Source organism: Paenibacillus sp. FSL F4-0087, assembly GCF_038020215.1.
Lineage (GTDB): Bacteria > Bacillota > Bacilli > Paenibacillales > Paenibacillaceae > Paenibacillus > Paenibacillus taichungensis.
This window is the reverse complement of the sequence record NZ_JBBODJ010000001.1, coordinates 6,630,255-6,656,010: the sequence shown is the minus strand read 5'-3', so window position 1 is coordinate 6,656,010 and position 25,756 is coordinate 6,630,255. Positions and strand designations below refer to the sequence as shown.

Below are 25,756 nucleotides of genomic sequence, written 5' to 3'. Positions count from 1 at the left end.
AAAAGAAAAAGTGTTGTATTGAAAACGGTTTTATGCTAATTTAAAATATATAAAAACGTTTTTATAGTAAAGGACCAAAAAATTATGGGAAAGATTACGATTAAAGATGTTGCAAGGGAAGCCGGCGTATCCATTTCAACGGTTTCCAACGCCTTGAATGGCGTAGATGTCTTGAATCCGGAGACCAAATCACATGTCCTGAAGGTGGCAGAGCGTTTAAATTACGTTCCCAACCTGAACGGCAAGCTGCTGAAATCCGGGCAAACCAAGATGCTGGGCTTTTTTACCACAAGTGTGTCGGGTCCGTATTTCTATAAGCTAGTTGAATCCATGTCTCGTGAATGCGATCGTCTAGGTTACGGACTAAATGTATTTGTGACCAAGGATAAGCAGGTCATTATGAGTAATATTCTGGGCCGGCGTGTGGATGGCGTCATTATCTACGAAGAGCTGCGAATTGATGAACAGGATATTGTCGCTATGGAGAAAGACAAGATCAAGGCTGTATTTTTGGATCGGGTCTATCAGAGTGATACGATGGGAAGCGTCATTTTTGACTCCTATGTAGCGGGTTATGAAGCGACCAAGTATTTAATTGGACTTGGGCACAAGAAAATTGCATACATATCCGGCGTGGACACCATGTTTGACAGTAATCAGCGTAGAGATGGATATCTGGCTGCTTTGCGTGAGTACCAGCTTCCGCTGGATGATGATTACATCTTACAGGGGTATTTTGAGGAAGAGGGCACCTACAGTGCTGTGAAATCTTTTCTTCATCTGCATCCTGCCAAGCTGCCTGATGCTTTTCTTGCAGGAAATGATGTGAGTGCAATCGGCTGCATCCATGCATTGAAGTCTCATGGCTTCGAAGTTCCTCAAGATGTAAGTGTAGTAGGCTTCGATGATATTGATATTGCCCAATATTTTTCCCCACCATTAAGTACCGTAAGAAACCAGATTGCAAGGCAGGGTATCCTGGCGATCAATCACCTGGTTCGCATGATTAAGAAGAAGGAACATGGGGTTTCACAGAAATTGGCGGGTGAACTTATCATACGGGGTTCAAGTCATGTGAAGATGGACCGGAGTGATTTTTTAACATAGCGGATGTAATCATTTCCGGTCTTTTTTAATTATTGATTTGAGATTAGGGGGTTTTTTTGTCGGAAAATAAAAACGTTTTTATGAAAGTATGCTTAAGTTGGAGGGGAGAAAAAGAGCGTGAGTAAATTAGCCGTAGAGACATCGTCAACCGGTAAAAAGCCTATAAAACCGGGGGGAAGGAAGCCAATCGGACAAAGAGTAAAAGAGTTCGTCATCGATTATCGAAGACAATGGGAAATTCAATCGATGATTATACCAGGTATCATTTTTATGATTATTTTTTGTTACATTCCGATATACGGATTGACGATTGCATTCAAAAATTACACCGTTATTGATACGCTGTCTAGCGCACCATGGGTCGGTTTGGAAAATTTCAGAATCATTATGTCAGACAAATACTTCTGGGATGCCGTAGTGAATACGCTAGGGATCAGCTTTTTGAAATTGGGTATCGGGTTCGTCATTCCCATTATCCTGGCAATCATGATCTATGAATTAAACAGCGGACGTTTCAAAAAGTTCGTGCAAACGGTTTCATATCTACCTCACTTTCTGTCCTGGATCGTACTGGGCGGCATGCTGATCACCTGGTTTTCAACAACAGGATTGTTTAATCAGCTGTTACTCAGCTTGGGAGTGATCTCGCAACCGCAAAACATTTTGCTGGATGCAGGCAAGTATTGGTGGATTGCAGTCTTATCCGATATTTGGAAAGAGGCCGGCTGGGGAACGATTCTGTATTTGGCGATTATGTCCAAGATTGATCCTACGTATTACGAGGCAGCCAAAATTGATGGTGCAAGCCGTCTCAGACAAATTTGGAATATCACAATACCCAACATGAAGTCGATCATTAGCCTTAATCTGATTCTTACTGTAAGCGGTTTACTTGGTTCCAATCTGGACCAGACGCTCGTTCTGATGAACTCGCAAAACCGTGACAAGGCAGAAGTCATCAATTCGTATGTATATCGTATGGGGATGTCACAGGGTGACTTTTCGTATGCTACCGCGGTTGGTCTGGGCGTCTCGATCGTGTCCGTTATTCTGTTAGTCACCGCGAACAAAATTACAAGCAAATTAAACGATAATCAATCTGTGCTGTAGAAGGAGGCATCCCGTGTGAATGGAAAGGTGGCTAAAGAAGATCTCGATAGTCGGATCTTTGATACCTTAAATATTATTTTACTCGCTATTTGTACTGTCATTATTGTGGTTCCGCTCTGGAATGTCATTATCTCTTCTTTTAGCTCAGGCAAGGCTTTGGCTGAAGGCGGGTTCATCTTCTGGTCACCGGAGTTCTCGCTGGAGAATTATAGAGCTGTATTCAACGATTCGAGCATCTGGCAAGCGTTCTTCATCTCCGTATCCAAAACAACAATCGGAGTCGTTACACACGTGTTCTTCTGTGCCATGGTCGGTTATGGTCTGAGCAAAAAGCATATACGTGGACGTAAACTGTACGTTGCCATGGGGGTTATCACGATGTTCTTCTCTGGCGGAATGATCCCAACGTACCTATTGATCAAATCACTTGGCCTGCTCAACAGCTTCTGGGTGTACATTATTCCGGCATTGTTCAGCTTCTATGATGTCGTCATTCTGATGAATTTCTTCCGGAATGTACCGGATTCCCTGGAGGAGTCAGCCAAAATCGATGGTGCAGGAGATTGGCATATTTTCCTCAAAATCTTCATCCCGCTGTCCATGCCAGCGATGGCAACCATTGCATTGTTCAATGGGGTTGGGCAATGGAATGACTTTATGACTACCAAGTTGTACATTACCGATCAGTCGCTGTATCCATTACAGATGATGCTGTACGAGATTATTGTTCAGTCCCAAACGCAGTCGATGCAAAATATCGGCGGTTCGGCAGTCATTGAAACAACGACTAAAGGGGTTCAACTGGCTACGATTGTTATTACAACACTGCCGATCGTACTAATCTATCCCGTCCTTCAAAGATACTTTATCTCGGGTATGATGCTGGGTGCAGTTAAGGAGTAACGGAAATCTATTGCTCGAAAGTTCGCTCTATTCAATATTTCTCACCTAACTTTAAGGAGGAAACAATATGTTCAAGATGAATAAGGCAGCAGGCAAAAAAGGAGTCAAACTGTGCGCGGCTTTGCTGACAGCGGTGATCATGATTACAGGTTGCAGTAGTGGATCAGGGGGTTCGAGCGATGGGAACTGGGTTTCCATTGAAGATCGCTATACAGTCGATCCGGAAAAACCAGCTTGGCAGCTGGATAAAAAGGAAGAAGCTACAGACCTAACTTGGTACGTTAATGCCGACTGGTGGAACACGGATTTCGGTAAAGACATTGTAACCAAGAAGATCAAGGAAGATCTGAACATCAATATCAAATTCATTACAGGTGATGACACGAAGTTGAATACGTTCTTTGCCGGTGGAGATATGCCTGACCTGCTGACAGTATTTGACTCTAACTCTCCTGTGGTACAGAAAGCCGCAACCTGGGCTATGCCGCTGAACGATCTTGCGGAGAAATATGATCCATACTTCAATAAAGTTGCGGCTGCCGATACCCTGAACTGGTTCCAGCAGGCTGACGGCAAGACGTATGGCTATCCAAACTACTCTAATACGCAAGCCGATTATGATAGCGGCAACATCCCAGCCAAAACAGCATTTATCATCCGTAAAGATGTGTATGAAGCTTTGGGAAGTCCTGTCATGGGAACGCCAGAGGAATTCGAAAATGTGATGAAACAGATCAAGGAAAAATTCCCAACGCTGATTCCATTTGGTTTTAACTCTATCGGTGAAGGAACAGGTTCACTCGGAGATGTGTTGCAAGACTTCATTGGTGTGCCGCTTGAAACTGAAAATGGAGAATTCTATGATCGCAATCAGGATGAAGATTATCTTACATGGCTGAAGACTTTAAATAAGGTATACAGAGACGGAAATATCAGTGATGACAGCTTTGCTGATGATGGTACGGCCTTTGAGGAAAAAGTGAAATCCGGAAAATATGCAACATTGCTGATGGATGGTACACCTCAACAGGGTGGGAATCTGCAAATTTATCTGAGTGCCAATGAAGGCAAAGAGTATGTTGCCATTGATGGACCACAAAGCACCAAGGGTAATGCACCGACGCTCAATCAATCCGGTATTACTGGGTGGATGATCAACTTCATCTCCAAAGACGCCAAAGATCCAGCCAAAGCGATTCAAATCTTCACGTACCTGCTGAGTGAAGAAGGTCAGCTTCTAATGAACTATGGTATCGAAGGTGAGACGTATGAAAAGAATGCAGATGGTACGGTTGAGTTGCTCCCGGCTGTGAAAGACCTGCAACTGCACAATGCTGACAAATTCAAGAAGGAATACCGGTTGGGTGAATTCATGTTCTTTGGCCATGACCGTCACAAAGCACTGAGTGCGGATGCTTTCCCAGAAGCGATTAAACAAATGCAAGAGTGGGGCAAAGGAAAACTGAAACCACACTTCATTCTGGAGAATATTAGTCCAAATCAGGGAACACCTGAAGCACGTGCGTTGTCGGCGATCAACGCCAAGTGGAATTCAACCCTGGTAAGCATGGTTCGTGCCAAAGATGATGCCTCTTTTGACAATGCGCTCGCCGCTTACAAGTCATTTTTAGGTGAAAACCGTTGGGATGAAATCCTGAAGGTTCGTAGCGAGAAAATGAAACAGAATAAAGAGAAATTGGGTATCCAATAAGAGGAATGTGGAGGGAAAGCATATGACGAAATTCAAAATGTACAAATCCACGGGAGAAGATGCATTGTTTGTATCCGTGTCCCAGGATCAATTGAAATCGCAGGACTCCGGCTTGGAGACAACGACTATCCTTTTGGATGATCAGCAAACATATCAGGAAATGGATGGTTTCGGGGCATCTTTTACTGACTCATCTGCCTATCTGATTAACCAGGTATTAAGCGATGAGCAGAGAGCGGAAGTCATGAATCGGTTGTTCCATCCCGAGGAAGGCATTGGATTGTCGGTCATCCGCAATCCGATGGGAGCTTCAGACTATGCCAGAACGGTATACAGCTATAATGATCTGCCAGAAAATCAAACGGACCCGGAATTATCCGGGTTCAGCATCGCACACGATGAAGCGGATGTTATTCCTTTGACTCAGAAGGCTTTGGAGTTAAATCCTGAGCTGAAGCTGTTCGCTTCACCTTGGAGCGCCCCGGGCTGGATGAAAACAAGCGGCTCGATGATTACAGGTCAATTGAAAAATGAGTGGTATCCGGCATATGCGGAATATTTTGTGAAATATATCGAAGCCTACGCATCCCATGGATTGCCTATCCATGCAGTAACACCACAGAATGAAGCACTTTATGAACCAGGTCATTATCCAGGCATGTTAATGCCAGCTGAAGCACAAGCAGACTTTATCAAAAATCATCTCAAGCCGGCTTTGGTCAGAAATGACATTCAGTCCAAAATCCTTTGTTATGATCACAACTGGGATCGTCCGGATTACCCGCTGACCGTGCTTGATGAGGCGGCAGAAGAGGTAGATGGAGTCGCTTGGCACTGGTATGGGGGCGAAGCCTCGGCACAAACAAAGGTGTATGAAGCTTTTGCCGGTAAAGAGGTACATTTCACCGAAGGATCAGGAGGAGAATGGATCCCTCCATTCGAACAAGCTTTCTCCAATGTGATCAGAACAGGTATTGAGATTCTTCGCAATTACAGCAAATCTTTTGTGCTCTGGAATATGGCACTGGATGAGAACAACGGTCCTACCGTTCCTGGCTTCGGGAAAAGTACATGCCGCGGCATTGTGAAGGTTAACCAGCAAACGAAAGAGCTTACCTATACACTGGACTATTATGCTCTGGCTCATTTCAGTGCATTAATTCGTCCCAAAGCTGTACGTATTGACTCATCCTCCAATGAGGCATCCATTCGTTCCGTTGCCTTCAAAAATACAGACGGTTCAATTGCTCTCGTGCTTTTCAATGACGGAGAAGAAACAGGAAATGTGCAGGTTCAGCTAAGAGAAGAAGAACTGTTAAGTTTCCAACTCGAATCCAAAAGTGCTTTGTCCATTTTGATTAACCAAGAGTAATCATGTTGTAATGAAAGAAAAGGCGATACTCTGAGAATTAACTCAGAGTATCGCCTTTTTATATTGCATCCAGTGAGCCTATACTCTTTGGATTGCTAGATTTGGTGTTCCTCCACTCTCATCAATAAACAGAACATACTTATTTCCACTAGTGCCTGTTAACACTAGACCCGGCTGGTTAAGTACACCGGGATTATAATATAACAGTTGCTTTACAAGCGGCAAGGCAGCTGGAAGAGTCGGCTGATTCATGGCCATTAACTGCGTCGTTGCTTTTACACTGTCGCCCGCCTCGATAACCCCACCTACACCTAGGTGATTTGTAATGGAGGAGCTGTCGTTAATCTGCAAACTGCCAGCAACCGTCTGGTCTCCGTTCACCTGCAGGTCCATTCCAATCGTTTCATTACCGTTCACCTGCAAATCCTGATTAATGGTCTGGTTTCCTGTGACAAGAATGCTATCGAATGTTGGCAATCATATCAACTCCTATCTGATTTAATATATTTTATGAGGACAAGAACCGGATGGACACGGGGTTGTGGCACATTTAAAGACACGGATGAAGCCCATCTTTGAGTAGTTAAACACCTAAAAATCAGTCGATAGAAACCTAGCCAAAGACAGATGCATATTGTAGGCAAAGAGAATCAATCCGTTTCGTGATGGGAGGGTATGGTCATCAAAAAAAGGAGGAGTACGCCAACAAAGTCCCGAAAGAATCGGCGCACTGTCCAGCATCCCAATAAGGTGTACCTTAGACAAATAAACGCAACATTGAACCGTAAACTCAAATCAATCCAGCATCATCTGGTTGTACAGCAATCGGACTTACAGCAGCATCTTATGAAAATAATTCAAGACGGCAAGGAACAGACCGTGGAAAGTAAAGACAGCAGAGCAGTTTCAGATTCTCCCCGTGTTCAATATAAACAGTTGAATGTTCTCCTGATAACTCCTGCTATGGAAAGAGAGAGCTCTGCGAACTCTATTTTGATTGAACAGAGCTTGAGGCATCTGGTCCAACATGTCAATGAGATCAAAACGATCCAGCCAGTGGCAGATCACACTTCAGGACAGCAATTAGATTTGATTCTAGTCCTGCATGGAGAAGATGTTCTATCGAATCAGAATTTGGAAGCAATGAGCGCATCCTCAGCCAAAAAGGCAATTTGGCTGTCGGATCAGTCGGATCTAAAACAGATGGAATCGATCATCCCTTTTTTTGATTATGTTTTTACACAGAATTCCGCTGACATTCCCTCCGATCAGCATATGGGGAATGTCTCATGTCATGAACTTCCTTTTCCACCGAATCCCACAGTGTTCTGTCCACAGGTGGTGGGAAGAGAATACGAGTCCGATGTCTATATCATTGGGGATGCACATCCTGGTAGCTGTCTGTACGCTCTTGCCAATCATGCGTGGTTATGGGATAAAAAAGTGCGAGTTGAGGGAGAGGGTTGGAAGGATTTCGGTGCATTTGTGCCTGTGCAACCTCATGAGCTTCGGGAAAAGTTGTACAACGGCAGCAAACTTGTTGTTCAGGACAACTCATCCGTGAGACGAATCATGGAAGTAGCGGCATGCGGCACATTTCAACTTGTTTCGGCTGCCTCAAGTGGTCCTGAGAACACGTATGCATTCCAACGCTATGCAACCATTAAAGAACTCGTACAGAAGCTTGGACATTATTGGGACCATGTGGAACAACGAAGATTGGCTGCCTCCCAGGCACTTTCTTATATGAAGTACAATCAATCCTACCTTCATAAATGTTTGCAACTTATGGATATTATTTTCCAATGAATTATGTCTTTTAATTGGAGGAGTCCTACTTGAAGCTTATTGCGTTACATTTGCCCCAATTTCATCAAATTGCGGAGAATGACAAGTGGTGGGGAAACGGATTTACAGAATGGACGAATGTAAAAAAAACAATCCCCCTGTATCCGGGCCATTTGCAACCCAGGAAGCCGTTGCATCAGAACTACTATGATTTAACAGATCCCAAGGTGCGCAAATGGCAGGCTGAGACAGCCAAAAACTATGGAATATACGGATTTTGTTATTATCACTACTGGTTTAAAGGCAAACGATTGCTTGAGAAACCGTTTGATGAGATTTTGGACAGCGGAGAACCGAATTTCCCTTTTTGTTTGTCATGGGCCAATGAAACATGGACACGCAAATGGGACGGACGCGAAGAGGATATTCTTATTTCGCAAGACTACGGGGATGAGAGCGATTGGGAAGAACATTTCGATTATCTGGTCAGAGCGTTTAAGGATAAACGATACATCTGTGTAGAGGGAAAACCGCTATTTTTGATCTATCGGCCTGCCAGCATCCCTCGATGTCAGGAAATGATTCATTATTGGCGTAGGCTTGCGATAGAACACGGGCTGGAGGGTATCCATTTTGTGCAGACGATAGGCGGTTTTCCTACATTTAATTCTCCTGTCTTTGACGCTAGCATGGAATTTGAGCCCCACTATACGTTTGCGCATGGTCACATGAATGGAATATGGATTGAACTGGACATCAAGGGGCAGAAGCACATTGTGGTGAATTACGATAAAGTATGGTCATCCATTCTCGAAAGAACACCGCACCGAAACGGGGAGGTCGTATATCCTGGTGCATTTGTAAATTGGGATAATACGCCGCGCCGATCGATTGATGGACAGAGTACAGTAGGGTCAACACCTGAAAAATTCGGATTGTATTTATCGCGACAGATAGCGAGAGCCAAGGAATTGAACAGGAGTGGCTTCCTGTTCGTCAACGCATGGAATGAGTGGGCGGAAGGAGCGTACCTTGAACCGGATGACGATTATGGGTACGCCTACTTGAGAGAGGTCAAAAGAGTAGTTGAGCAAGGAGCGGGAAAGCGCAGCAAGTTATGACAATGGAGTTCCCTTGTGGAGCTCCGTTTCATTTGGCTGTGGGCAATCGATCATCTCTTTCACTGTTCTTCCTATGATTTGTTTGCGGTACTCCGTTGGATTAAGACCTGTATGCTTTTTAAATTGCCTTGAGAAATAATATAAGTCACTAAACCCAAGGTGTTCGGCAATGGCAGTGACTGTTTTTGACGTACAGGTCAGAAGTTCTTTTGCCTTATCCATTTTTTTGCTGGCAATATAGTGGATGGGGGGTACGCCGATCTGCTGTTTAAAAAAACGAATAAAATAATTGGGATGCATGTAGGCAATCTGAGCCAGATCCCGTACAGAAATGTTTTCTTCAATGTTGGAATCGATATAGGCCAGTATGGCAGAGATTTTTTCCATAACAGACACATTTATATAACTAATCTGTTCCTGATCCAGATGCATAATGTAGTGTGACAATAGCTCTATTAACTTGCTTTTTGCCATCATATGCGCATAGACTTCACCTGATCGGGCGTAGTCAAGAATGCTGTTGAATATTTCCTGTATCAGCTCGGGCCGATCGAATGTACAGAAGTGGGGGAAATTAAGAATTTGAAATAGGTTGATGCCTCCCACTCTCGCACTGAAATGACACCAGTATTTGAGAAAAGGACGATCACTGATGGCTGAGTAAGATTGCGTAACCCCTTCAGGCATTAAAAAAAGCTGTCCCGGTGCAGGGTAATACTCCTGATCACCAATCTTGAGCCAGCCCTCGCCTTCACAGATCAGATAAAATTTGCTGTAATCGGGAGTGTAATCAAGGTCCCTCCAATCCGTATCGCAGCGATTGAAGTTGACCATGAACAAATCAACCTGCAGATTGGATAAGTGGTTCGTGAGCAAGTTCTTATGATTCATTATCCTCAACTCCCTACAAAGGTTATTATTGTCCATCCTAAAGTTAACGTTCTGCATGTCTATCCGCGGATTATGCCACTACAATACAAGTGGATATGATAACGGAAGGAATGAGAATGATCATGGATAAAAATGAATATTTGCAACAGATCGAAGAGACCATTGCCAAAGGGAAGTATAAGGACAATTGGAATTCCCTTAGCGCATTCGAGGTTCCCGAGTGGTATCAGAACGCTAAGTTCGGTATTTTCATTCATTGGGGCCTTTACTCGGTCCCGGCTTATGATAGTGAGTGGTATTCACGAAATATGTATATTGAGGGCTCCAAAGCTTATGAACATCACCTTAGTGTTTATGGCCATCCGAAGGATTTTGGCTATAAGGATTTTATTCCGATGTTCCGAGCAGAGAAGTTCGATGCAGATGAGTGGGCTGTGCTTTTTAAAAAGGCAGGAGCCCGTTATGTGATGCCTGTAGCCGAACACCATGATGGCTTTCAAATGTACAAAAGCTCCTTCTCTCACTATAACACAGTTGAAATGGGACCCAGACGTGATCTGTTGGGTGAGATGAAGGTCGCGTATGAGAAGCAGGGTCTTATCTTGTGTGTTTCGTCACACCGCGCTGAACATTGGTTTTTCATGTCTCATGGAAAAAACTTCGATTCAGATATCAAGGAGCCGCTCAGATGCGGGGACTTCTACTGGCCTGCAATGCCAGAACCGGATCATCATGACTTATATGGCTCCCCTCCAACGGATGAATATTTGGAAGATTGGTTGATTCGTTGCTGTGAACTGGTGGATCAATACCAGCCGAGCGTTTTTTATTTTGACTGGTGGATCCAGACGGCGGCGTTTAAACCATACTTGAAAAAATTCAGCGCCTACTACTATAACAAAGGTGAAGAGTGGGGCATTCCGGTAGCGATTAACTATAAACATGATGCTTTTATGCTTGGTTGTGCCGTTCCGGATGTGGAGCGTGGACAATTCGCCGATCTGAAGCCGTATTTCTGGCAAACCGATACGGCTGTCGCCAAAAATTCCTGGTGTTATACAGAAAACAATAACTATAAAACAGCGGATGAGATCATCAGGGACCTCGTTGACATTGTGAGCAAAAATGGTAGCCTGCTGTTGAATATTGGACCGAAAGCAGATGGCAGCATCCCGGATGAAGACAGAGATATTTTGCTCGCTATAGGTCAATGGCTGGAAGTGAATGGGGAGGCGATCTATGACACGACGTTCTGGCGGACGTATGGGGAAGGGCCGACCGAGGTGAAGGAAGGGCAATTTACAGATGGCGAGACCAAGATCTTTACAAGTGAGGACATTCGTTTCACTGTAAAAGAAAGCTGCCTTTATGCCACGGTTATGGCCTACCCGGAGAATGGGATCGTTCATATTCGTTCGCTGAAGGAAAACTCTCATCATTTCCATGGATTGATCAGGGATATTCAAGTATTGGGCTTCGACGAACAACCGGAATGGAGCAGGACGGAAGAGTCCTTGACAATAACGACAAGGAACGTGCATAGCTTCTCACCCGTCGTATTTAAATTAGAACTGGATTAAGAGATGAGATCGAAGGGCTATAACCAACAGTAATACGTACTGGTTATAGTCCTGTTCTTTGTGCGATTCTGTAATGGATTACACTCGTTTACCGTTGAAGAAGGGCTGTCTTGTCCATTGTATATCCCGTTCGCTGTTAGAAATAATCGAGCTACACACAGAATACATTTAATGTAAACGTTGTTACGGATTGAGAAAAATGGGGTATCCCCGTGCAGAATCAGTCCGTTAATATGGGGAGGGAAAAGATTGTTGAGAAAAAGAAAAATCGTAAGTACGCTGGTGCTGTTCAGTTTCCTAATCGCTTTACTGCCTGGCACGACGACAAACGCAGCGACCAATTGGAATCTGGTGTGGAGTGACGAATTCAATGGAAGCTCTCTGAATACGTCGAACTGGTCTGCAGAGATTGGTACTGGCAGCGGTGGATGGGGAAATAATGAATTGCAGTATTATACGAATCGCACCGAGAACCTGCAAGTTACAGGTGGCAATCTGGTCATCACTGCACGCAAAGAAAACTATAATGGTAGCAGCTATACCTCCGCTCGAATCAAAACCCAAGGCTTGAAGGACTTTACTTACGGGAAAGTTGAAGCACGTATCAAGCTGCCGTCCGGTCAAGGGCTGTGGCCTGCTTTTTGGATGCTGGGAAGCAACATTAATTCCGTCGGCTGGCCTAAGAGCGGAGAGATCGACATTATGGAGCGGGTCAACAATAATGCATTTGTAAACGGTACCGTTCATTGGGATGCTAACGGGAATGCCGATTATGGAAAGATATCGGAGAATCTTGATTTTTCCCAATTTCATGTATACAGCATCGAATGGGATTCCAAATATATAAGATGGTTTGTGGATGGCAAACAATTCAATGAGTTTTACATCGAAAATGGAACAGGCAACACCGAGGAGTTCCAACGTCCGTTTTTCCTTCTGTTGAATATGGCTGTAGGTGGGAATTGGCCTGGCAGTCCTAATAATGCGACACCTTTCCCATCACAAATGCTGGTGGATTATGTGCGGGTATATCAAGCAGCGAGTACACCGAACATTGTCAGCGGAGGCCTCTATACGATTGGTTCCAAAGCAAGCGGTAAAGTGTTGGATATCGTGGATGTATCCACGGCAAGTGGAGCCAAAGTACAACAATGGACCAACTACAGTGCGAGCAACCAAACGTTCAGAGTCGACAGCACAGGGGACGGTTTCTATAAACTCACGGCTGTTCACAGCGGAAAAGTTCTGGATGTGCCTAACTCAACAGCATCACCAGGCGTGCAGCTCCAGCAATGGGATGATAACGGCTCTAACGCCCAAAGGTGGAGCATCCAAGATGCTGGTAATGGTTACTATAAAATCATTTCAAAGGTGAATGGATTGGCAATAGATGTGTCGAGCTCTTCAACGGCAGATGGGGCAGCAATCCAGCAATGGAATGATAATGGTACAGATGCACAAAGATGGTCGTTTAACAAACGGTAGGCAGCTATCCCTGTGACTGCACAGACTCGTCTATTGTTGGTGTTCTCGGCGACGGCTACCGGACTCACACTCGTGAATACCGTTGTCGGTTATACAAGTGGTGGCGTGAATATTAAAAAATCAATCAGATTAACGGAGCGGGACCGTTTATAGATCATTTGAAGGAAATGCATATTCAATACTGTGATGAGATTACATCCGAGAACGATCGTACTCTGATCGGTAGTGCGTTATTATACTTTATTTCGTCTGCGGATTTGATTCCGGACTATCTCTTTCCGATTGGTTATCTGGATGATGCCATCGTTGTGTATCTGGTGTTGGATCGTCTGGAGCAACGCTTATGACAGGATTGGTTTGGAAGAACCCAAAAGAACGGCGCGAAGTTTCTCGCATCGTTCTTTTTGATGTCTGAATGAATCAGATATAGTTAAAAAGGACTGTTTGGATCAATCGAAACGTCAAAGTTTTCGTATTTGCGAAATGAAGTTGAATTACAGAGAGTCATTAGACTTATGAAAGCATTATAAAGGCTTATTTTCTATATTTTTCTATAAAAGTGCTTGTATATCTCATTTTATGACTCTATAATATACCATAAATATACAATTTGATTCTAAATTTTATATTATATGTAAGTTTAAGAGTTTGTTTGTACATAGGTCAAGAAATCTCCTGTTCTACCCAGGTCCATAATACTCCCATATAAAGTATGCGTTCTTGCTAACGCCGGTGGTACCCTCCTTAATGCATGCGAATAAACTTCCGCTCACAAGATGGATTGATCTCAAATCCATTTCTTCCATATACGCTGAAATTGGCTCTCTATCATCTTTCACATACGATGTAATTTAATAACCTGTCCTGTAAAGGAGGTGAGGCTTGATGTAAATAAACACAATCAGTCTGTCAAGTTGAGGTTGTTTCATCGATTTATTCAAAGAATTGGATACAGTGAATCACTGTATTACAAAAACCGGGTAAAGGGAGTGGAAAAGTTTGATAAAGATGAATCGTTTGCGCAAGCCGCTTTCCATGGGCCTGTCGCTTCTCCTTGCATTATCTATCATTCATCCGGTTTCAGCTGAAAACGCCGCATCGCAGAAGATCGACATGAAATCCAGTTCGGGCAAAATCACCACCTCCAAAGTCAACGCAAAGCTGAGCAAGGAATTTGAGAGCAATGATTATGTTACTTATCTGGTGAAAATGAAAGAACAGGTAGATACAGCCTCAGTATCCAAGCTAGCCTTGGAAAAGGCGACAATTGACAAGCAAACGGCTTCGGCAACGAAATTGTCCGTGCGAAGCACGGTTGTCAGTACGCTGCGGGAAACGGCCTCACGATCTCAGTTCACCCTGGAAAGTTTTCTTGAAAAGGAACTTGACCTTGGCAAGGTCAAAGAATATAAAAGCTATTTCATCGTTAATGCACTCGCAGTAACGAGCACGAAGGAAGTCATGGAACAGATTGCACTTCTTCCCGAGGTGGATAAAATACTGCCTAACGAGCAGCGTTATATGCAGAAAACCGAGATTAGCAGTGAAAATGCAACAGCTGCTCCAGCAACGGAGTCTGCCAAGGCACCGGCTAAAGAGGCAGATAAGAAGGAAAGTGCAGCTGCTAACGATAAGAGCCTGCAGACAGAGAACGTTGAGTGGAACATCGATTCTATCAATGCGCCAGCAGTCTGGGATAGAGGAATCGACGGTACAGGAATTGTTGTTGCCAACCTGGACAGCGGGGTTGATTATACCCATCCGGCCCTCCGCAGCAAATGGAGAGGGCTTGATGCTTCGGGAAATATCGTTGATCCCGAGCTGAGCTGGTATGATCCCCATAGTAATGCCTCCCTTCCTGCGGATGGAGACGGTCATGGTACACATACCATGGGTACAATGGTAGGCTCCGAAGCGAACGGCACCAACAAGATTGGGGTTGCACCCGGAGCAAAATGGATTGCTGTTCGGATTTTCAATCCGAGTACGACCGATGCCATTATACTGGATGGCGGGCAATGGCTGATTGCTCCAGTAGATGCTGAAGGAAACTTGCACCCCGAGCTTGCCCCGGATGTGGTTAACAATTCCTGGGGTGGTGGTGCAGGATTGGACGAGTGGTTCCGTCCAATGGTACAAGCTTGGCGTGATGCACAGATCTTTCCGGAATTCTCAGCCGGGAATGTGACACTGACGAATCCGGGAGGTCCAGGTTCAGTCGCGAACCCTGCGAACTATCCAGAAAGCTTCGCTACGGGAGCAACGGATATCAACGGGAATCTGGCTTCGTTCTCCCTACTGGGTCCTTCCCCTTATGAGGAAATTAAGCCGGAAGTTTCGGCTCCAGGTGTTAACATCCGTTCATCTGTTCCGGGCGGAGTATATGAGGGTGGCTGGAACGGCACGTCCATGGCAGGCCCACATACCACTGCACTGGCCGCACTCCTGCTTCAAGCCAATCATTCCCTTACGGTTGATCAGTTGGAGCAAATTATTATGGATACAGCGACACCGAGAACAGACAGCCGGTATCCAACTTCGCCCAATAACGGCTACGGTCACGGTATTATCAATGCACTGGATGCTGTGGGCTCCGTCCTCGAAGGTATAGGCACGGTATCCGGCAGGGTTGTCACAGCAGGTGACGATCTGGAAGCACCGGTCCTGGAACATACACCTGTAAATTCTGCTTTTACAGGGCTTGATATTCCACTTACTGCACGTGTTACCGATAATGTCGGTGTAACCACAGTGGAGGCTTTTGCCAAAACAACGGGCACGAGCCAATACGTATATCTGCCGATGAATCGAGTAGCTGGGAATGCCAAAGATGGAACTTACACAGCGACAATTCCGGCATTTCTGATCGAGTCACAAGGCTTGGAGTACTATATCCGGGTCAATGATTATGGCAATAACGGATTCGAGAGTAAAGTTTATAAGGTCTCTGTCTCCAATGGAGTTCAGCCTGGGTATCTGCAAGACTTTGAGGAAGACAATCTGGGCTTTACCTCGGGCGGAGTTGGAAATACCTGGGCATCGGGAGTACCAACGAGTGGACCGGGAAGTGCTTACTCTGGTGACAAGGTGATTGCAACCAATCTGACAGGGACATATGCAGCCAACAGCAATGCCTACTTGCTCGCACCACCAATTGATCTTACCGAGAGCTCTGAGGGAGCGTTGTTATCCTTCAAGCACTGGTATGATTTGGAGAGCAATATCGATTTTGGCAAAGTGTACATTGCAACAGAGGATAGTGACTTCGTATTTGAAGAGGCATTGAGCTTTACAGGTGCCGGTGGAGGCTGGAAAACGCAATATATTGACTTACGTGACTACGCAGGTCAACAGGTGTTTATCAAGTTTAATCTGACCAGTGACAATTCCGTTCAAAAGACGGGTTGGTATATCGATGACTTTTCAGTACAAGCTCCAGATGATATTGCTCCGGGAGCGCCAAGCGGATTGTCCGCTTCTGCCGACATTCTGGGGAACGTAAACTTGTCCTGGACGGGATCGGGCGATGAGGATCTGAAATCCTATAACGTGTATCGTTCAACGAATTCCGGCTCAGGTTATGAATTGCTCGGAAATACATCTGCAACGACATTTACGGATACGGCTACAGTAACAGATTCGAATTATTTCTATACGGTAGCCGCTCTTGATTATAGTGGCAATGAGAGTGACAAGTCGAATGAGGTATCCGTGACCGTGGAGGTCCCTGAAGATATCTTCATCGATCACTTTGATGGTAACAGTGACAATGGGTGGACTCATTCGGGCACCAAGGATGAGTGGGAACGCGGAGTTCCCGTCGTTGGACCTGCCAGTGCAGTTTCTCCGCCGAATGTATGGGCAACCGATCTGGACAGCAACTATGAGAATGGTTCTAACTATTCTCTGGTATCGCCAGTCGTGGATCTAACTCAGGTGGATCAAGCTACGCTGACGTTCAATCATTGGTATGAAATCGAAAGTGGATACGATTACGGTTATGTTGAAGCCACGAAAGACGGTGGTAACACATGGTCGGAGCTTGGTAAATTCTCTCATTCTTCAGATGGAAAACAATGGACTCCAGTATTCTACGATCTGGCTGCATTGAAGGGGAATGAAGTTCAATTCCGGTTCAGATTGACTTCGGACAGTAGTGTCGTCAAGCAAGGCTGGTACATCGATGACTTCCGCATACTGGGTATCGCCGCTGAGACGGTTACGAAAGATACGGCAGTTGTTCTGAACAGCGACAAACCTAAGCCGGAATATGATACTTCTTGGTACAAAATTTCAAGTACGGACAAAGCTGAATTCAATAAAACCAAACAGGAACAGCCCGAAGTACAGAAACCTGGAACAGGCTCTGTAACGCCTCAAAGCTTGCCTGCAAGTGCTACGGTTACCGTTCTGGAAACAGGACGTTCAGTGAAGACGGACCCGACGACAGGCAAATACAGTTTCACTCACGTGGCTGGTGATTACACGTTGAAGGCTGAGGCCTATGGCTATTATCCTCAAACGAAGACGGTAACCATCACGGATGGAAGTGGAGCAACAGCCAACTTCAATCTGGAAACCATTCCTCAAGGAAAGATTGAAGGTATTGTGAGCGATGAGCGGACAGGGAAACCTATCGTTGGAGCATCAATTCTCGTGTTGGAAGATGCTCAAGTAGGTGCTGTACGCACAGGAGCAGATGGTAAATTTACTCTGGATGTTTTGGAAGGAAGCTATACACTGTCGATCATCGCGACGGACTACTATAGCAAAACTGTAAATGTAACGGTACCTGGAAACGGTACAGTCGAAGCGAAAGTTGCCTTAAAACCATTTATCGGATTTCCTGGTGAAATCGCTTATGACGATGGATCGGCTGAAAATGCAAGAGCCTTTGTGGCCGCAGATAACGCATGGGCTGTACGTATGACGCCAGAATTGGAGACAGCACAGCTTACAGGTGCATCACTTCGATTCTGGAATACACAATGGCCAGTACCAGGTGGAACAGCATTCAAATATGCCGTCTATGATGCCACTGGCTCAGAGGGAGCGCCAGGCCGATTGCTGGCAGGACCGTTCGATGGTACGGCATTACGCAATGATCAGTGGACAACCGTTGAATTTCCTGAACCTGTGGTGGTACAAGGTGATTTCTATATCGTCTATGTACAGACTGCTGTCGGAACGAGCGCACCGGGACTCGCAACCGATGAAAATGGTGTGAATGCAGGCCGGAGCTGGCAGCGTGTAGGCGGCGTATGGAGTACTGCACCAGCAGAAGAGGGTAATTATATGATTCGTGCAGTGGTAAAATATCCGGTGAATGCACCTGTACTGACGCAACCGACAAACACCTATACCAACCAGCCGACATTTGATGTATCGGGAACTTCCCCAGCTTCTGGGGCTCAAATTAAGATATATAACGGGAAAGAACTAGCCGGAACAACGACAGTGGAGAATGGAAAATTCAAGCTGAATGTTAAACTTCGTGCAGGGGTTAATGCCATTACTGCTGAGGCGGTAGTTAACGGCAAAACGACAGATCGCTCCCTTCCAGTTGTGATCATCTTGGATCAGACAGCACCTGTGTTAACGGTCCTTACACCTGAAGAAGGAAGTCAAACCAACACCGAAGTGGTTCATGTAACGGGCAATGTACAGGACCAATTCCTCGACAAAGTGACCATTAACGGACAAAAGGTGAAATTGGAGCAAGATAGAAGCTTTAATCACCGAGTACTTGTAAATGAGGGCAAGAACACGATTACAATTATAGCGACAGATATTGCAGGCAATAAAACAACCGTGACCCGGACTGTGTATGTTGAAACGTCTTTGCCTGAACTAACCAATATCTCTCCGGCTGAGGATGTACGCATTGTGGCAGGAGAAACCGTAACGGTTTCGTTCAATAGTACCCCCAAATTACAGGCTTCTTTCCGGATTGAACTGCCATCCAATTTGAGCACACAGGCTGGCGCAGAGATTCCATTGGTGGAGACAGAACCTGGTCATTATACAGGCACCTACACTACTGCTTCTTCGCTGGTACTTGAGGGTGGAGTGATCGTGATCCGTGCTCAGGATGCAGCAGGGAACAAAGTCGAAGTGGAAGCGCCCGGACGGTTGTTCGTATCTGCAGCAGAAGTTCCGGACGCGAATGTGCCAGTTGACGAAAATCTGTTGCCATAATTGAAGCATCACAGAGATGCTTATAATCCAGTTTCAAATTGAAACGGGAACGATGATTTGAAAATGTTAAGTTGAAAAGCCGACAAGCCCAAAGAATAGGGTTTGTCGGCTTTTTGCGTGTAAATTCATGAAGTATTGCCTAAGATTCGTTCAATTAAATTGCATATGATGCATGAACTTAATGAAACAGCGATATGTGTTGGATATGAAGACGGGAGGAACGAACTGTGGGTATTGAGAAATCACAACCATTAAGAAGCAAATGGTTAAAAACAAAGCAGCTTATCAATAATGATTCAATAAAACCGTTCATACCTGATACACAAAAGTTTAACAAGGTGAATCTAAAATCTATGATAGCCAGATATGGGATGTTATATATCAAGCCTGAAATAGGAACTCATGGAATGGGCGTAATAAAGGCTGAGATGAATAATCAACAGGATTTTGCGTATCAGATGAATCAAAAGCGTCTGACGTTTAATAGCTTCGATTCATTCCATAAAAGTCTTGCACACGTTGTGAATCAGCGAAGCTACCTCATTCAAAGAGGAATACATCTGCTAAAATACAATAAAAGGCGTTTTGATATCCGTGTCATGGTACAGTTAAGCCCAAAACAGCAGTGGGAAGCGACGGGAATCATCGGTCGACTGTCACATCCCAAAAAAATAGTAACCAATTATCATAACGGCGGTCAGCCAATGGATATTCATAAACTTCTGGAATCTCATGTATCTATAATACGCAAAAATGAATTGATTCAGGAGATGAATGAGCTTGGACTTGTGATCGCACGTCATATGAATAAGAAATACACACGATTGAAGAGAATTGGCGTGGATATTGGGCTGGACCAAAGTCTTAAACCCTGGATCATTGAAGTGAATGCCAAGCCGGACCCTTATATATTTAATCAATTAAAAGATAAGACGATGTATCGCAAGGTAATCCGGTACTTCCGCCATACAGATCATAAGCCATAAAATCTTCAACCTAACGTTGGACAGCCTAGATTCCGAACGGTTACATGTAGAGAAAGCTTCCTATCCTCACGACTTTGTGAACAGGAAGCTTTTTTGCTTGTTTTCTTAAGAAGGTCATTCTAATTCATGTCGTAATTTTATATAGTTATTGTCGTAAGTTCCTATTAAAATTAGATCAGGTCTGTGTTAATTTATAGTTAGATGTCAGAATATCATATAGTATGGAGGTTAATCATAGTGACCATTCGAATAGGTAAAATAAGCTTATGGCACGTACATGCCTGGGATTATATTAAACAGGCTCAGGAGCACGAAGATACGGTGATGGCTGCTGTATGGGATGAAGATGCCGCGCGTGGACAGGAAGCTGCTGAACGTCTGAATGTACCATTCTATGCTTCGCTTGAAGATATGTTGGCACAGGACAACATCGATGCCGTCATTGTAGATGCACCGACACGTCTTCACGAAGAGGTGATTACTGCTGCCGCGAAAGCGGGCAAACACATTTTTACAGAGAAAGTTATTGCTTCAACTATTAAAGAAGTAAATACGATCATTTCGGATGTACAGGATAACGGAGTGAAAATGACGGTTTCTTTACCGCGTTTGAACGATGGATATACATTAACGATACAAGATGTTCTGAACCAAGGACTACTTGGTAAGGTGACTTATGTTCGTGTGCGTCTATCCCATAACGGTGCAATTGGCAATTGGCTGCCTGAGCATTTTTACGATCTGAAAGATTGCCAAGGCGGAGCATTAATTGACCTCGGTTGTCATCCGATGTATCTGACGAATCTATTCCTGGGTCAAGAAGTGACAGGAGTAAATGCTAATTTTGGATATGTTACTGGAAAAGAAGTGGAAGATAACGCGGTTGCCACGTTATTTACAGATTCCGGAGCAATCGGTGTAGTCGAGGCTGGGTTTGTGAACAGTCATTCGCCGTTTGCGATAGAGGTTCATGGTACGGAAGGCACACTGTTATATGGAACACCAGAGGATAAGTTGCTAATCCGTACGAATGTTGGTTCAGATCAACAGAAAGAATGGACGGAAATTCCTTTGCTGGACAGAAGAGAAAGCGCATTCAGCCAGTGGGTATCCCATATTCAAAATGATACGATTGCTACCGAGAATTTGCAGACGGCTACTCAGTTAACTCGCCTGATGGAGGCGGCCAACCTTTCTGCGAAGGAAGGACGCAAAATCTCCTTGAAGGAGTTACAGGGATAGGGTATTGGGAGGTGCCGCATTGAGCCGATATCCTTTTGAGAAGATGCTTGAACGACAGGATATCCTGGAAAGGCTGGATGTCTCGATCCTGTGGGGACACTACGAAATACGCGTTCTGAGATTTCATCTGACTTCTTTTCCAGCAGGCAGAATCGTTGATTTTCATAACCATGCGGAATTCGAGTTACATTTCATCCCTAGAGGGAAAGGGAAAGTCATTTTGGGGGATGAGATGCATCCGCTCTCTGAAGGCATGCTGTATTTAACAGGTCCGGGTCTTGTTCATTATCAGGAGGCGGATTCCCAAGAGGCCATGGATGAATTATGCCTGCACGTGGATATCATTGAACATCCCAGAGAGGGTGTAGATCCGTGGGAGGCAGCAGAATCAGAGGAAACGATCGAAAAGCTTAGAACACTTCCTCTTGTTCCGGTACATGATTATCATCGCGCGATGAACTGTTTCCTGGAAGCCTATGAGGCTTGTGACCGTAAACTGATCGGATATTACACGTCTATTAAACAGCAGGTGATCAGCATTCTACTGAAGACCGTCCGAGCCTACGATATCGGGGGAAATCGGGCGGAAGCTCCTGTGCGAGACATGTCTGTGTATAGATACGATTATGCCATTCAGTATATGGAGGCGAATCATCCCTCAGCAGTAACGCTGGAGAATGTAGCGGAGAAGCTGCATATTAGCAGCAGACAACTGCAAAGAATCTTTTATCAGGTTCAGCCGGAAATGCCTTTCAGCCGTGTGTTGGAGGATATTCGCCTGCGCGCGGTGTGCCGCAATCTGGAAGAAAGTAATGTTTCTATCGAACAAATTGCCCTGGCTTCAGGGTTTACCAATGCGAATTATTTGCATGCTGTTTTTCGCAAGCGTCTGGGGATGACCCCATCGGCTTTCCGTAAAATGAAACAACCAAACCAAAAGTGAGGGTGATTAGATATGAGTAAAACGTATCGTGTAGGAATTATTGGCTGTGGCGGGATTGCAAACGGCAAACATCTGCCAAGTTTGAGCAAGCTTGATAATGTAGAACTGGTTGCTTTTTGCGATATCGTTCAGGAACGTGCAGAAGAAGCCAAAGAAAAGTATGGTAGTGCCGAAGCACAGGTGTACACGGATTATCAAGAATTACTTCAGGATGAAACGATTGATATTGTTCATGTTCTTACGCCAAATATCTCTCACGCAGAGATTTCTATTGCTGCACTGGAATCCGGAAAACACGTTATGTGTGAAAAACCAATGGCCAAGACATCTGCTGAGGCGCAAAAAATGCTTGAAGCAGCCGAGCGTACGGGTAAAAAACTGACCATCGGATACAATAACCGTTTCAGAGAAGACAGCTTGTACCTGAAGCAAATGTGTGAAGCTGGCGAACTGGGTTCGATTTACTTTGCCAAAGCACATGCAATCAGAAGAAGAGCGGTACCTACTTGGGGTGTTTTCCTTGATGAGGAGAAACAAGGCGGCGGACCGTTGATTGACATCGGTACACACGCACTTGACCTGACACTGTGGATGATGGATAACTATCAACCAAAAGTTGTTCTGGGCACAACTCATCACGAGCTTTCACAAAGAGAAAATGCAGCGAATGCATGGGGCCCATGGGACCCGAAAAAATTCTCCGTTGAAGATTCCGCTTTCGGTATGATCGTAATGGAGAATGGCGCGACGATCATGCTGGAATCCAGCTGGGCGCTCAATTCACTGGATGTGGATGAAGCGAAATGCAGCTTGAGCGGAAGCGAAGCGGGCGCGGATATGAAGAATGGTTTGCGCATCAATGGCGAGAAATTCAGCCGTTTGTACACCAACGAAATTGAATTGAGTGCAGGTGGGGTTGCTTTCTACGATGGAAAGAGTGAAAGTGCACCGGATGTAGAGATGAGAAAATGGATTGAAGCGATCGATAAAGATCTGGAGCCAGTTGTAACTCCTAAACAAGCTTTGGTAGTTTCTCAGATCCTGGAGGCACTCTATGAGTCAGCTCGTACAGGTAAAGCCGTATATATGAACGAATCCAATTAAGCTTAGTTTGAATTTAAGAGCCCTTTGTCTTGATTCTTGAGGACAGAGGGTTTTTTGGTGTTTTATACGCTATCGATTCGTCTATACCATTCTCTACTTCTGAACGTATGATGAAAAAACATATATGTGCAGAAAAGAGGGTATGTCATGACAGCAAATAAAACGGGAAACGGTGTCTCCATTATTGTATGTACCAATCGACCACAATTCTTTGACAACATCCTGCAAAATTACAATCGACAGCGCTATAAAGCAAAAGAGCTTATCATCATTTTGAATCATGACAGCATGAATCTGCAATTATATCAAAATCGTGTTCGAAAACATGCGAATGTTAGCGTCTATCAAGTACCAGAAAGCATATCGCTTGGACAAAGCCTGAATGCCGGGATTACCCGAGCCCAATTCCCGTTGATCGCCAAATTTGATGATGATGACTACTACTCGCCATTTTATTTGAAAGAACAAGTAAATGGACTAAGAAGAACGAAAAGCGATATTGTGGGCAAACATTCGTGCCTCGTTTACTTGGGTGCTTCAAAAACACTGCTGGTTAGATCACCCAAAGAAAAGAATAAATATGTGGAATTTATACAAGGCGGCACACTTCTGTTCAAAAGGGAGATATTAAAGAAGGTACGATTCACGGATCGTTCCATTGGAGAAGATGTAACCTTTCTAAGACAATGCAGAAAAAGAGGATTCAAAACCTATGCTACGTCACCATATAACTATGTGTATCACCGGAGACAAAATAAAAAAAGTCATACCTGGAGAGCAGATGATAGCTTTTATCTGGAAGGAAGCAAACGGTTAGCAGTCACGGAAAATTTTAGATCATATGCAGATAAGGAATTATAGAGGGAACCTGATTGAAGTACTAGCTAAACACATGTATGGAGCCAAAAAGCCGCGATTTTCGCGGTTTTTTTATTAGAAGTAGCAACGTTTTTTAGAAAAAAGTGACTTGACTTTTGCAGACGTTTAAGCAGGTACTTGACAGCCGTATGGTATATTATAAAAAGCTCTTTAATGGTGAACACATGATAATCTACAAGATGGGGTGTACGTGATGTATCAATATAAGGATCAAGAGTATGAAGGTGTACATTTTGAAGGACGTGACTTGCGTTATGGAGAACTCATTAGTTGTGTTTTCAAACAGTGTACCTTTATGAACGCTTCGATGGAAGAAATCGAGACAAGCAACTGCCGTTTTATCGAGTGTGACTTTAAAGGTGCTTCCATGAATGGCTCCATCCATAGAGAATCGGCGTTTGAAAACTGCTTATTTGGTGGTGCTAATCTTTTCGCTTCCAAATTTACCTCCTGCAAGATGACGGGATCGGACTTCTCAGGTGCACAAATGGATGGTATTACACTAAGTCAGGGTGATTGGTCTTATACGAATCTCAGACATACCCGATTGGGCAAACAGGATTTGCGAGGAATTCGTTTCTTTGAAGCTGACTTTACGGATACGGATTTTACCAAAGCAGATCTGAGAGACTGTGATCTCACAAGAGTAGTTTTAAGCAGAGCCAAGCTGCAAGGGGCCGATCTTAGAGGTGCTAACCTGGAAGGAATCGATCTGAAATCATTGGATATTAAAGGTGTACGTTTGGATCGCGAACAAGCGGTTCTGTTTGTACGCTCTTATGGTGCGAAAGTAGATTAAGCTGAACGACAAACAAGAAACCGCCTATAAAGGCGGTTTTTTTGATATGGAGTTGTTCCAGTTCAAGCAAATTTGCAGGACTAACAGATATAAACAAGAAATAATAAACATAAGTTTCAAATAAAAGGAGGGCATTATGACTACTACATTAATTATTATTGTTGCTGTTATTGGCTTTGGGCTTATAACAGGCACAATCACTATGATTATGGTATTTAAACTGCTCCGTAACAATAAACAGAAACAGCACCTTCGAAAAAGCATTTTAATGGATGGGATTCCCGCAGAAGCGATTATTCATGACATTACACAAACTTCATCCAGTATGGATGGAAGGCCGGGAGTACGACTGGATTTGACCGTTACCCAAGTTGACGGTCGTACCTTTCCCACGATTCTAGAAACATACATCCCGGTTACACATATTCCCCAATTCCAGAAAGGAAATGTCATTCACGTAAGATACATAGCAAACGGAAATGAACGAAAGGTTGAAGTGGAGGATGCTTATCTTCCTTAGGTGAGTATACCGATTAA

The 25,756-nt window shown here is 44.4% G+C and carries 20 protein-coding genes and 1 pseudogene; 19 read left to right on the top strand and 2 right to left on the bottom strand.

From position 1 onward, the window contains the following. Positions 1–84 precede the first annotated feature (84 nt). The 5 genes from MHB84_RS30090 (at position 85) to MHB84_RS30070 (ending at position 6,203) form a co-directional block, all read left to right on the top strand. Positions 85–1,107 (top strand): LacI family DNA-binding transcriptional regulator, encoded by a 1,023-nt coding sequence (locus tag MHB84_RS30090; protein ID WP_063563590.1) that lies wholly within the window; start codon positions 85–87, stop codon positions 1,105–1,107. A 117-nt stretch (positions 1,108–1,224) separates the two neighbouring features. After that, entirely contained in the window at positions 1,225–2,217 is a 993-nt protein-coding gene (locus MHB84_RS30085; RefSeq protein ID WP_218642251.1) for an ABC transporter permease, read from the top strand. 15 nt (positions 2,218–2,232) lie between these two features. Next, entirely contained in the window at positions 2,233–3,120 is an 888-nt protein-coding gene (locus MHB84_RS30080) for a carbohydrate ABC transporter permease (protein ID WP_076288356.1), read from the top strand. Positions 3,121–3,187: 67 nt separating this feature from the next. Continuing rightward, the gene (locus MHB84_RS30075; protein ID WP_076288357.1) at positions 3,188–4,831 is read left to right on the top strand and encodes a sugar ABC transporter substrate-binding protein; all 1,644 of its coding nucleotides are present in this window, start codon (positions 3,188–3,190) and stop codon (positions 4,829–4,831) included. A gap of 22 nt (positions 4,832–4,853) precedes the next feature. After that, positions 4,854–6,203 carry a glycoside hydrolase family 30 protein gene (locus MHB84_RS30070; RefSeq protein ID WP_076288358.1) on the top strand — a complete coding sequence of 450 codons (1,350 nt, stop codon included), beginning with the start codon at positions 4,854–4,856 and terminating at the stop codon, positions 6,201–6,203. Positions 6,204–6,281: 78 nt separating this feature from the next. Here MHB84_RS30070 and MHB84_RS30065 read toward each other — a convergent pair whose 3' ends face one another. After that, on the bottom strand, positions 6,282–6,680 hold the full coding sequence (locus MHB84_RS30065; RefSeq protein ID WP_076288359.1) for a hypothetical protein: 399 nt from the start codon (positions 6,678–6,680) through the stop codon (positions 6,282–6,284). Between the two features lie 369 nt (positions 6,681–7,049). Here MHB84_RS30065 and MHB84_RS30060 point away from each other — a divergent pair, with 369 nt between their 5' ends. Together MHB84_RS30060 and MHB84_RS30055 are read left to right on the top strand one after the other, a co-directional pair. Then, on the top strand, positions 7,050–8,012 hold the full coding sequence (locus MHB84_RS30060; protein WP_179087139.1) for a glycosyltransferase family protein: 963 nt from the start codon (positions 7,050–7,052) through the stop codon (positions 8,010–8,012). Positions 8,013–8,041: 29 nt separating this feature from the next. Beyond that, complete coding sequence (locus tag MHB84_RS30055; protein ID WP_076288361.1) at positions 8,042–9,112, top strand: glycosyltransferase WbsX family protein; 1,071 nt, start codon at positions 8,042–8,044, stop codon at positions 9,110–9,112. Here the strand turns inward: MHB84_RS30055 and MHB84_RS30050 are convergent. Then, entirely contained in the window at positions 9,107–10,003 is an 897-nt protein-coding gene (locus MHB84_RS30050) for a helix-turn-helix domain-containing protein (RefSeq protein ID WP_083678820.1), read from the bottom strand. The two genes, MHB84_RS30055 and MHB84_RS30050, sit on opposite strands and share 6 nt — an antisense overlap. Positions 10,004–10,125: 122 nt before the next feature. Between MHB84_RS30050 and MHB84_RS30045 the strand changes: the two genes are divergently transcribed. The 12 genes and pseudogenes from MHB84_RS30045 (at position 10,126) to MHB84_RS29990 (ending at position 25,739) form a co-directional block, all read left to right on the top strand. Continuing rightward, on the top strand, positions 10,126–11,583 hold the full coding sequence (locus MHB84_RS30045; RefSeq protein WP_076288867.1) for an alpha-L-fucosidase: 1,458 nt from the start codon (positions 10,126–10,128) through the stop codon (positions 11,581–11,583). Between the two features lie 249 nt (positions 11,584–11,832). Continuing rightward, positions 11,833–13,068 carry an RICIN domain-containing protein gene (locus MHB84_RS30040; RefSeq protein ID WP_076288362.1) on the top strand — a complete coding sequence of 412 codons (1,236 nt, stop codon included), beginning with the start codon at positions 11,833–11,835 and terminating at the stop codon, positions 13,066–13,068. Between the two features lie 12 nt (positions 13,069–13,080). Next, positions 13,081–13,221 carry a hypothetical protein gene (locus MHB84_RS30035; RefSeq protein ID WP_179087140.1) on the top strand — a complete coding sequence of 47 codons (141 nt, stop codon included), beginning with the start codon at positions 13,081–13,083 and terminating at the stop codon, positions 13,219–13,221. After that, positions 13,206–13,415, top strand: a pseudogene (locus MHB84_RS30030) (YkvA family protein); the annotation flags it as partial. The gene MHB84_RS30035 and the pseudogene MHB84_RS30030, both read left to right, overlap by 16 nt. A 652-nt stretch (positions 13,416–14,067) precedes the next feature. Next, positions 14,068–19,266 (top strand): S8 family serine peptidase, encoded by a 5,199-nt coding sequence (locus tag MHB84_RS30025; RefSeq protein ID WP_083678821.1) that lies wholly within the window; start codon positions 14,068–14,070, stop codon positions 19,264–19,266. A gap of 227 nt (positions 19,267–19,493) precedes the next feature. Continuing rightward, entirely contained in the window at positions 19,494–20,252 is a 759-nt protein-coding gene (locus MHB84_RS30020; protein ID WP_076288364.1) for a YheC/YheD family protein, read from the top strand. 237 nt (positions 20,253–20,489) lie between these two features. Continuing rightward, entirely contained in the window at positions 20,490–21,494 is a 1,005-nt protein-coding gene (locus MHB84_RS30015) for a Gfo/Idh/MocA family protein (RefSeq protein WP_256716770.1), read from the top strand. A gap of 19 nt (positions 21,495–21,513) precedes the next feature. Next, positions 21,514–22,437 (top strand): AraC family transcriptional regulator, encoded by a 924-nt coding sequence (locus tag MHB84_RS30010; protein ID WP_246318147.1) that lies wholly within the window; start codon positions 21,514–21,516, stop codon positions 22,435–22,437. A 12-nt stretch (positions 22,438–22,449) separates the two neighbouring features. After that, a complete protein-coding gene (locus MHB84_RS30005) occupies positions 22,450–23,541 on the top strand; it encodes a Gfo/Idh/MocA family protein (RefSeq protein ID WP_076288366.1) in 1,092 nt (363 codons plus the stop codon). 147 nt (positions 23,542–23,688) lie between these two features. Next, positions 23,689–24,402, top strand: coding sequence for a glycosyltransferase (locus MHB84_RS30000; protein ID WP_076288367.1), 714 nt, complete (start codon positions 23,689–23,691; stop codon positions 24,400–24,402). A gap of 211 nt (positions 24,403–24,613) precedes the next feature. Next, a complete protein-coding gene (locus tag MHB84_RS29995) occupies positions 24,614–25,219 on the top strand; it encodes a pentapeptide repeat-containing protein (RefSeq protein ID WP_076288368.1) in 606 nt (201 codons plus the stop codon). A 136-nt stretch (positions 25,220–25,355) separates the two neighbouring features. After that, positions 25,356–25,739, top strand: coding sequence for a hypothetical protein (locus MHB84_RS29990; RefSeq protein WP_076288369.1), 384 nt, complete (start codon positions 25,356–25,358; stop codon positions 25,737–25,739). Positions 25,740–25,756 lie beyond the last annotated feature (17 nt).

Coding starts and splice junctions, on each gene's coding strand:
- MHB84_RS30090 (WP_063563590.1), top strand. CDS start 85: ATGGGAAAGATTACGATTAAAGATGTTGCAAGGGAAGCCGGCGTATCC.
- MHB84_RS30075 (WP_076288357.1), top strand. CDS start 3,188: ATGTTCAAGATGAATAAGGCAGCAGGCAAAAAAGGAGTCAAACTGTGC.
- MHB84_RS30070 (WP_076288358.1), top strand. CDS start 4,854: ATGACGAAATTCAAAATGTACAAATCCACGGGAGAAGATGCATTGTTT.
- MHB84_RS30060 (WP_179087139.1), top strand. CDS start 7,050: ATGAAAATAATTCAAGACGGCAAGGAACAGACCGTGGAAAGTAAAGAC.
- MHB84_RS30050 (WP_083678820.1), bottom strand. CDS start 10,003: ATGAATCATAAGAACTTGCTCACGAACCACTTATCCAATCTGCAGGTT.
- MHB84_RS30045 (WP_076288867.1), top strand. CDS start 10,126: ATGGATAAAAATGAATATTTGCAACAGATCGAAGAGACCATTGCCAAA.
- MHB84_RS30005 (WP_076288366.1), top strand. CDS start 22,450: ATGAGTAAAACGTATCGTGTAGGAATTATTGGCTGTGGCGGGATTGCA.
- MHB84_RS30000 (WP_076288367.1), top strand. CDS start 23,689: ATGACAGCAAATAAAACGGGAAACGGTGTCTCCATTATTGTATGTACC.
- MHB84_RS29995 (WP_076288368.1), top strand. CDS start 24,614: ATGTATCAATATAAGGATCAAGAGTATGAAGGTGTACATTTTGAAGGA.
- MHB84_RS29990 (WP_076288369.1), top strand. CDS start 25,356: ATGACTACTACATTAATTATTATTGTTGCTGTTATTGGCTTTGGGCTT.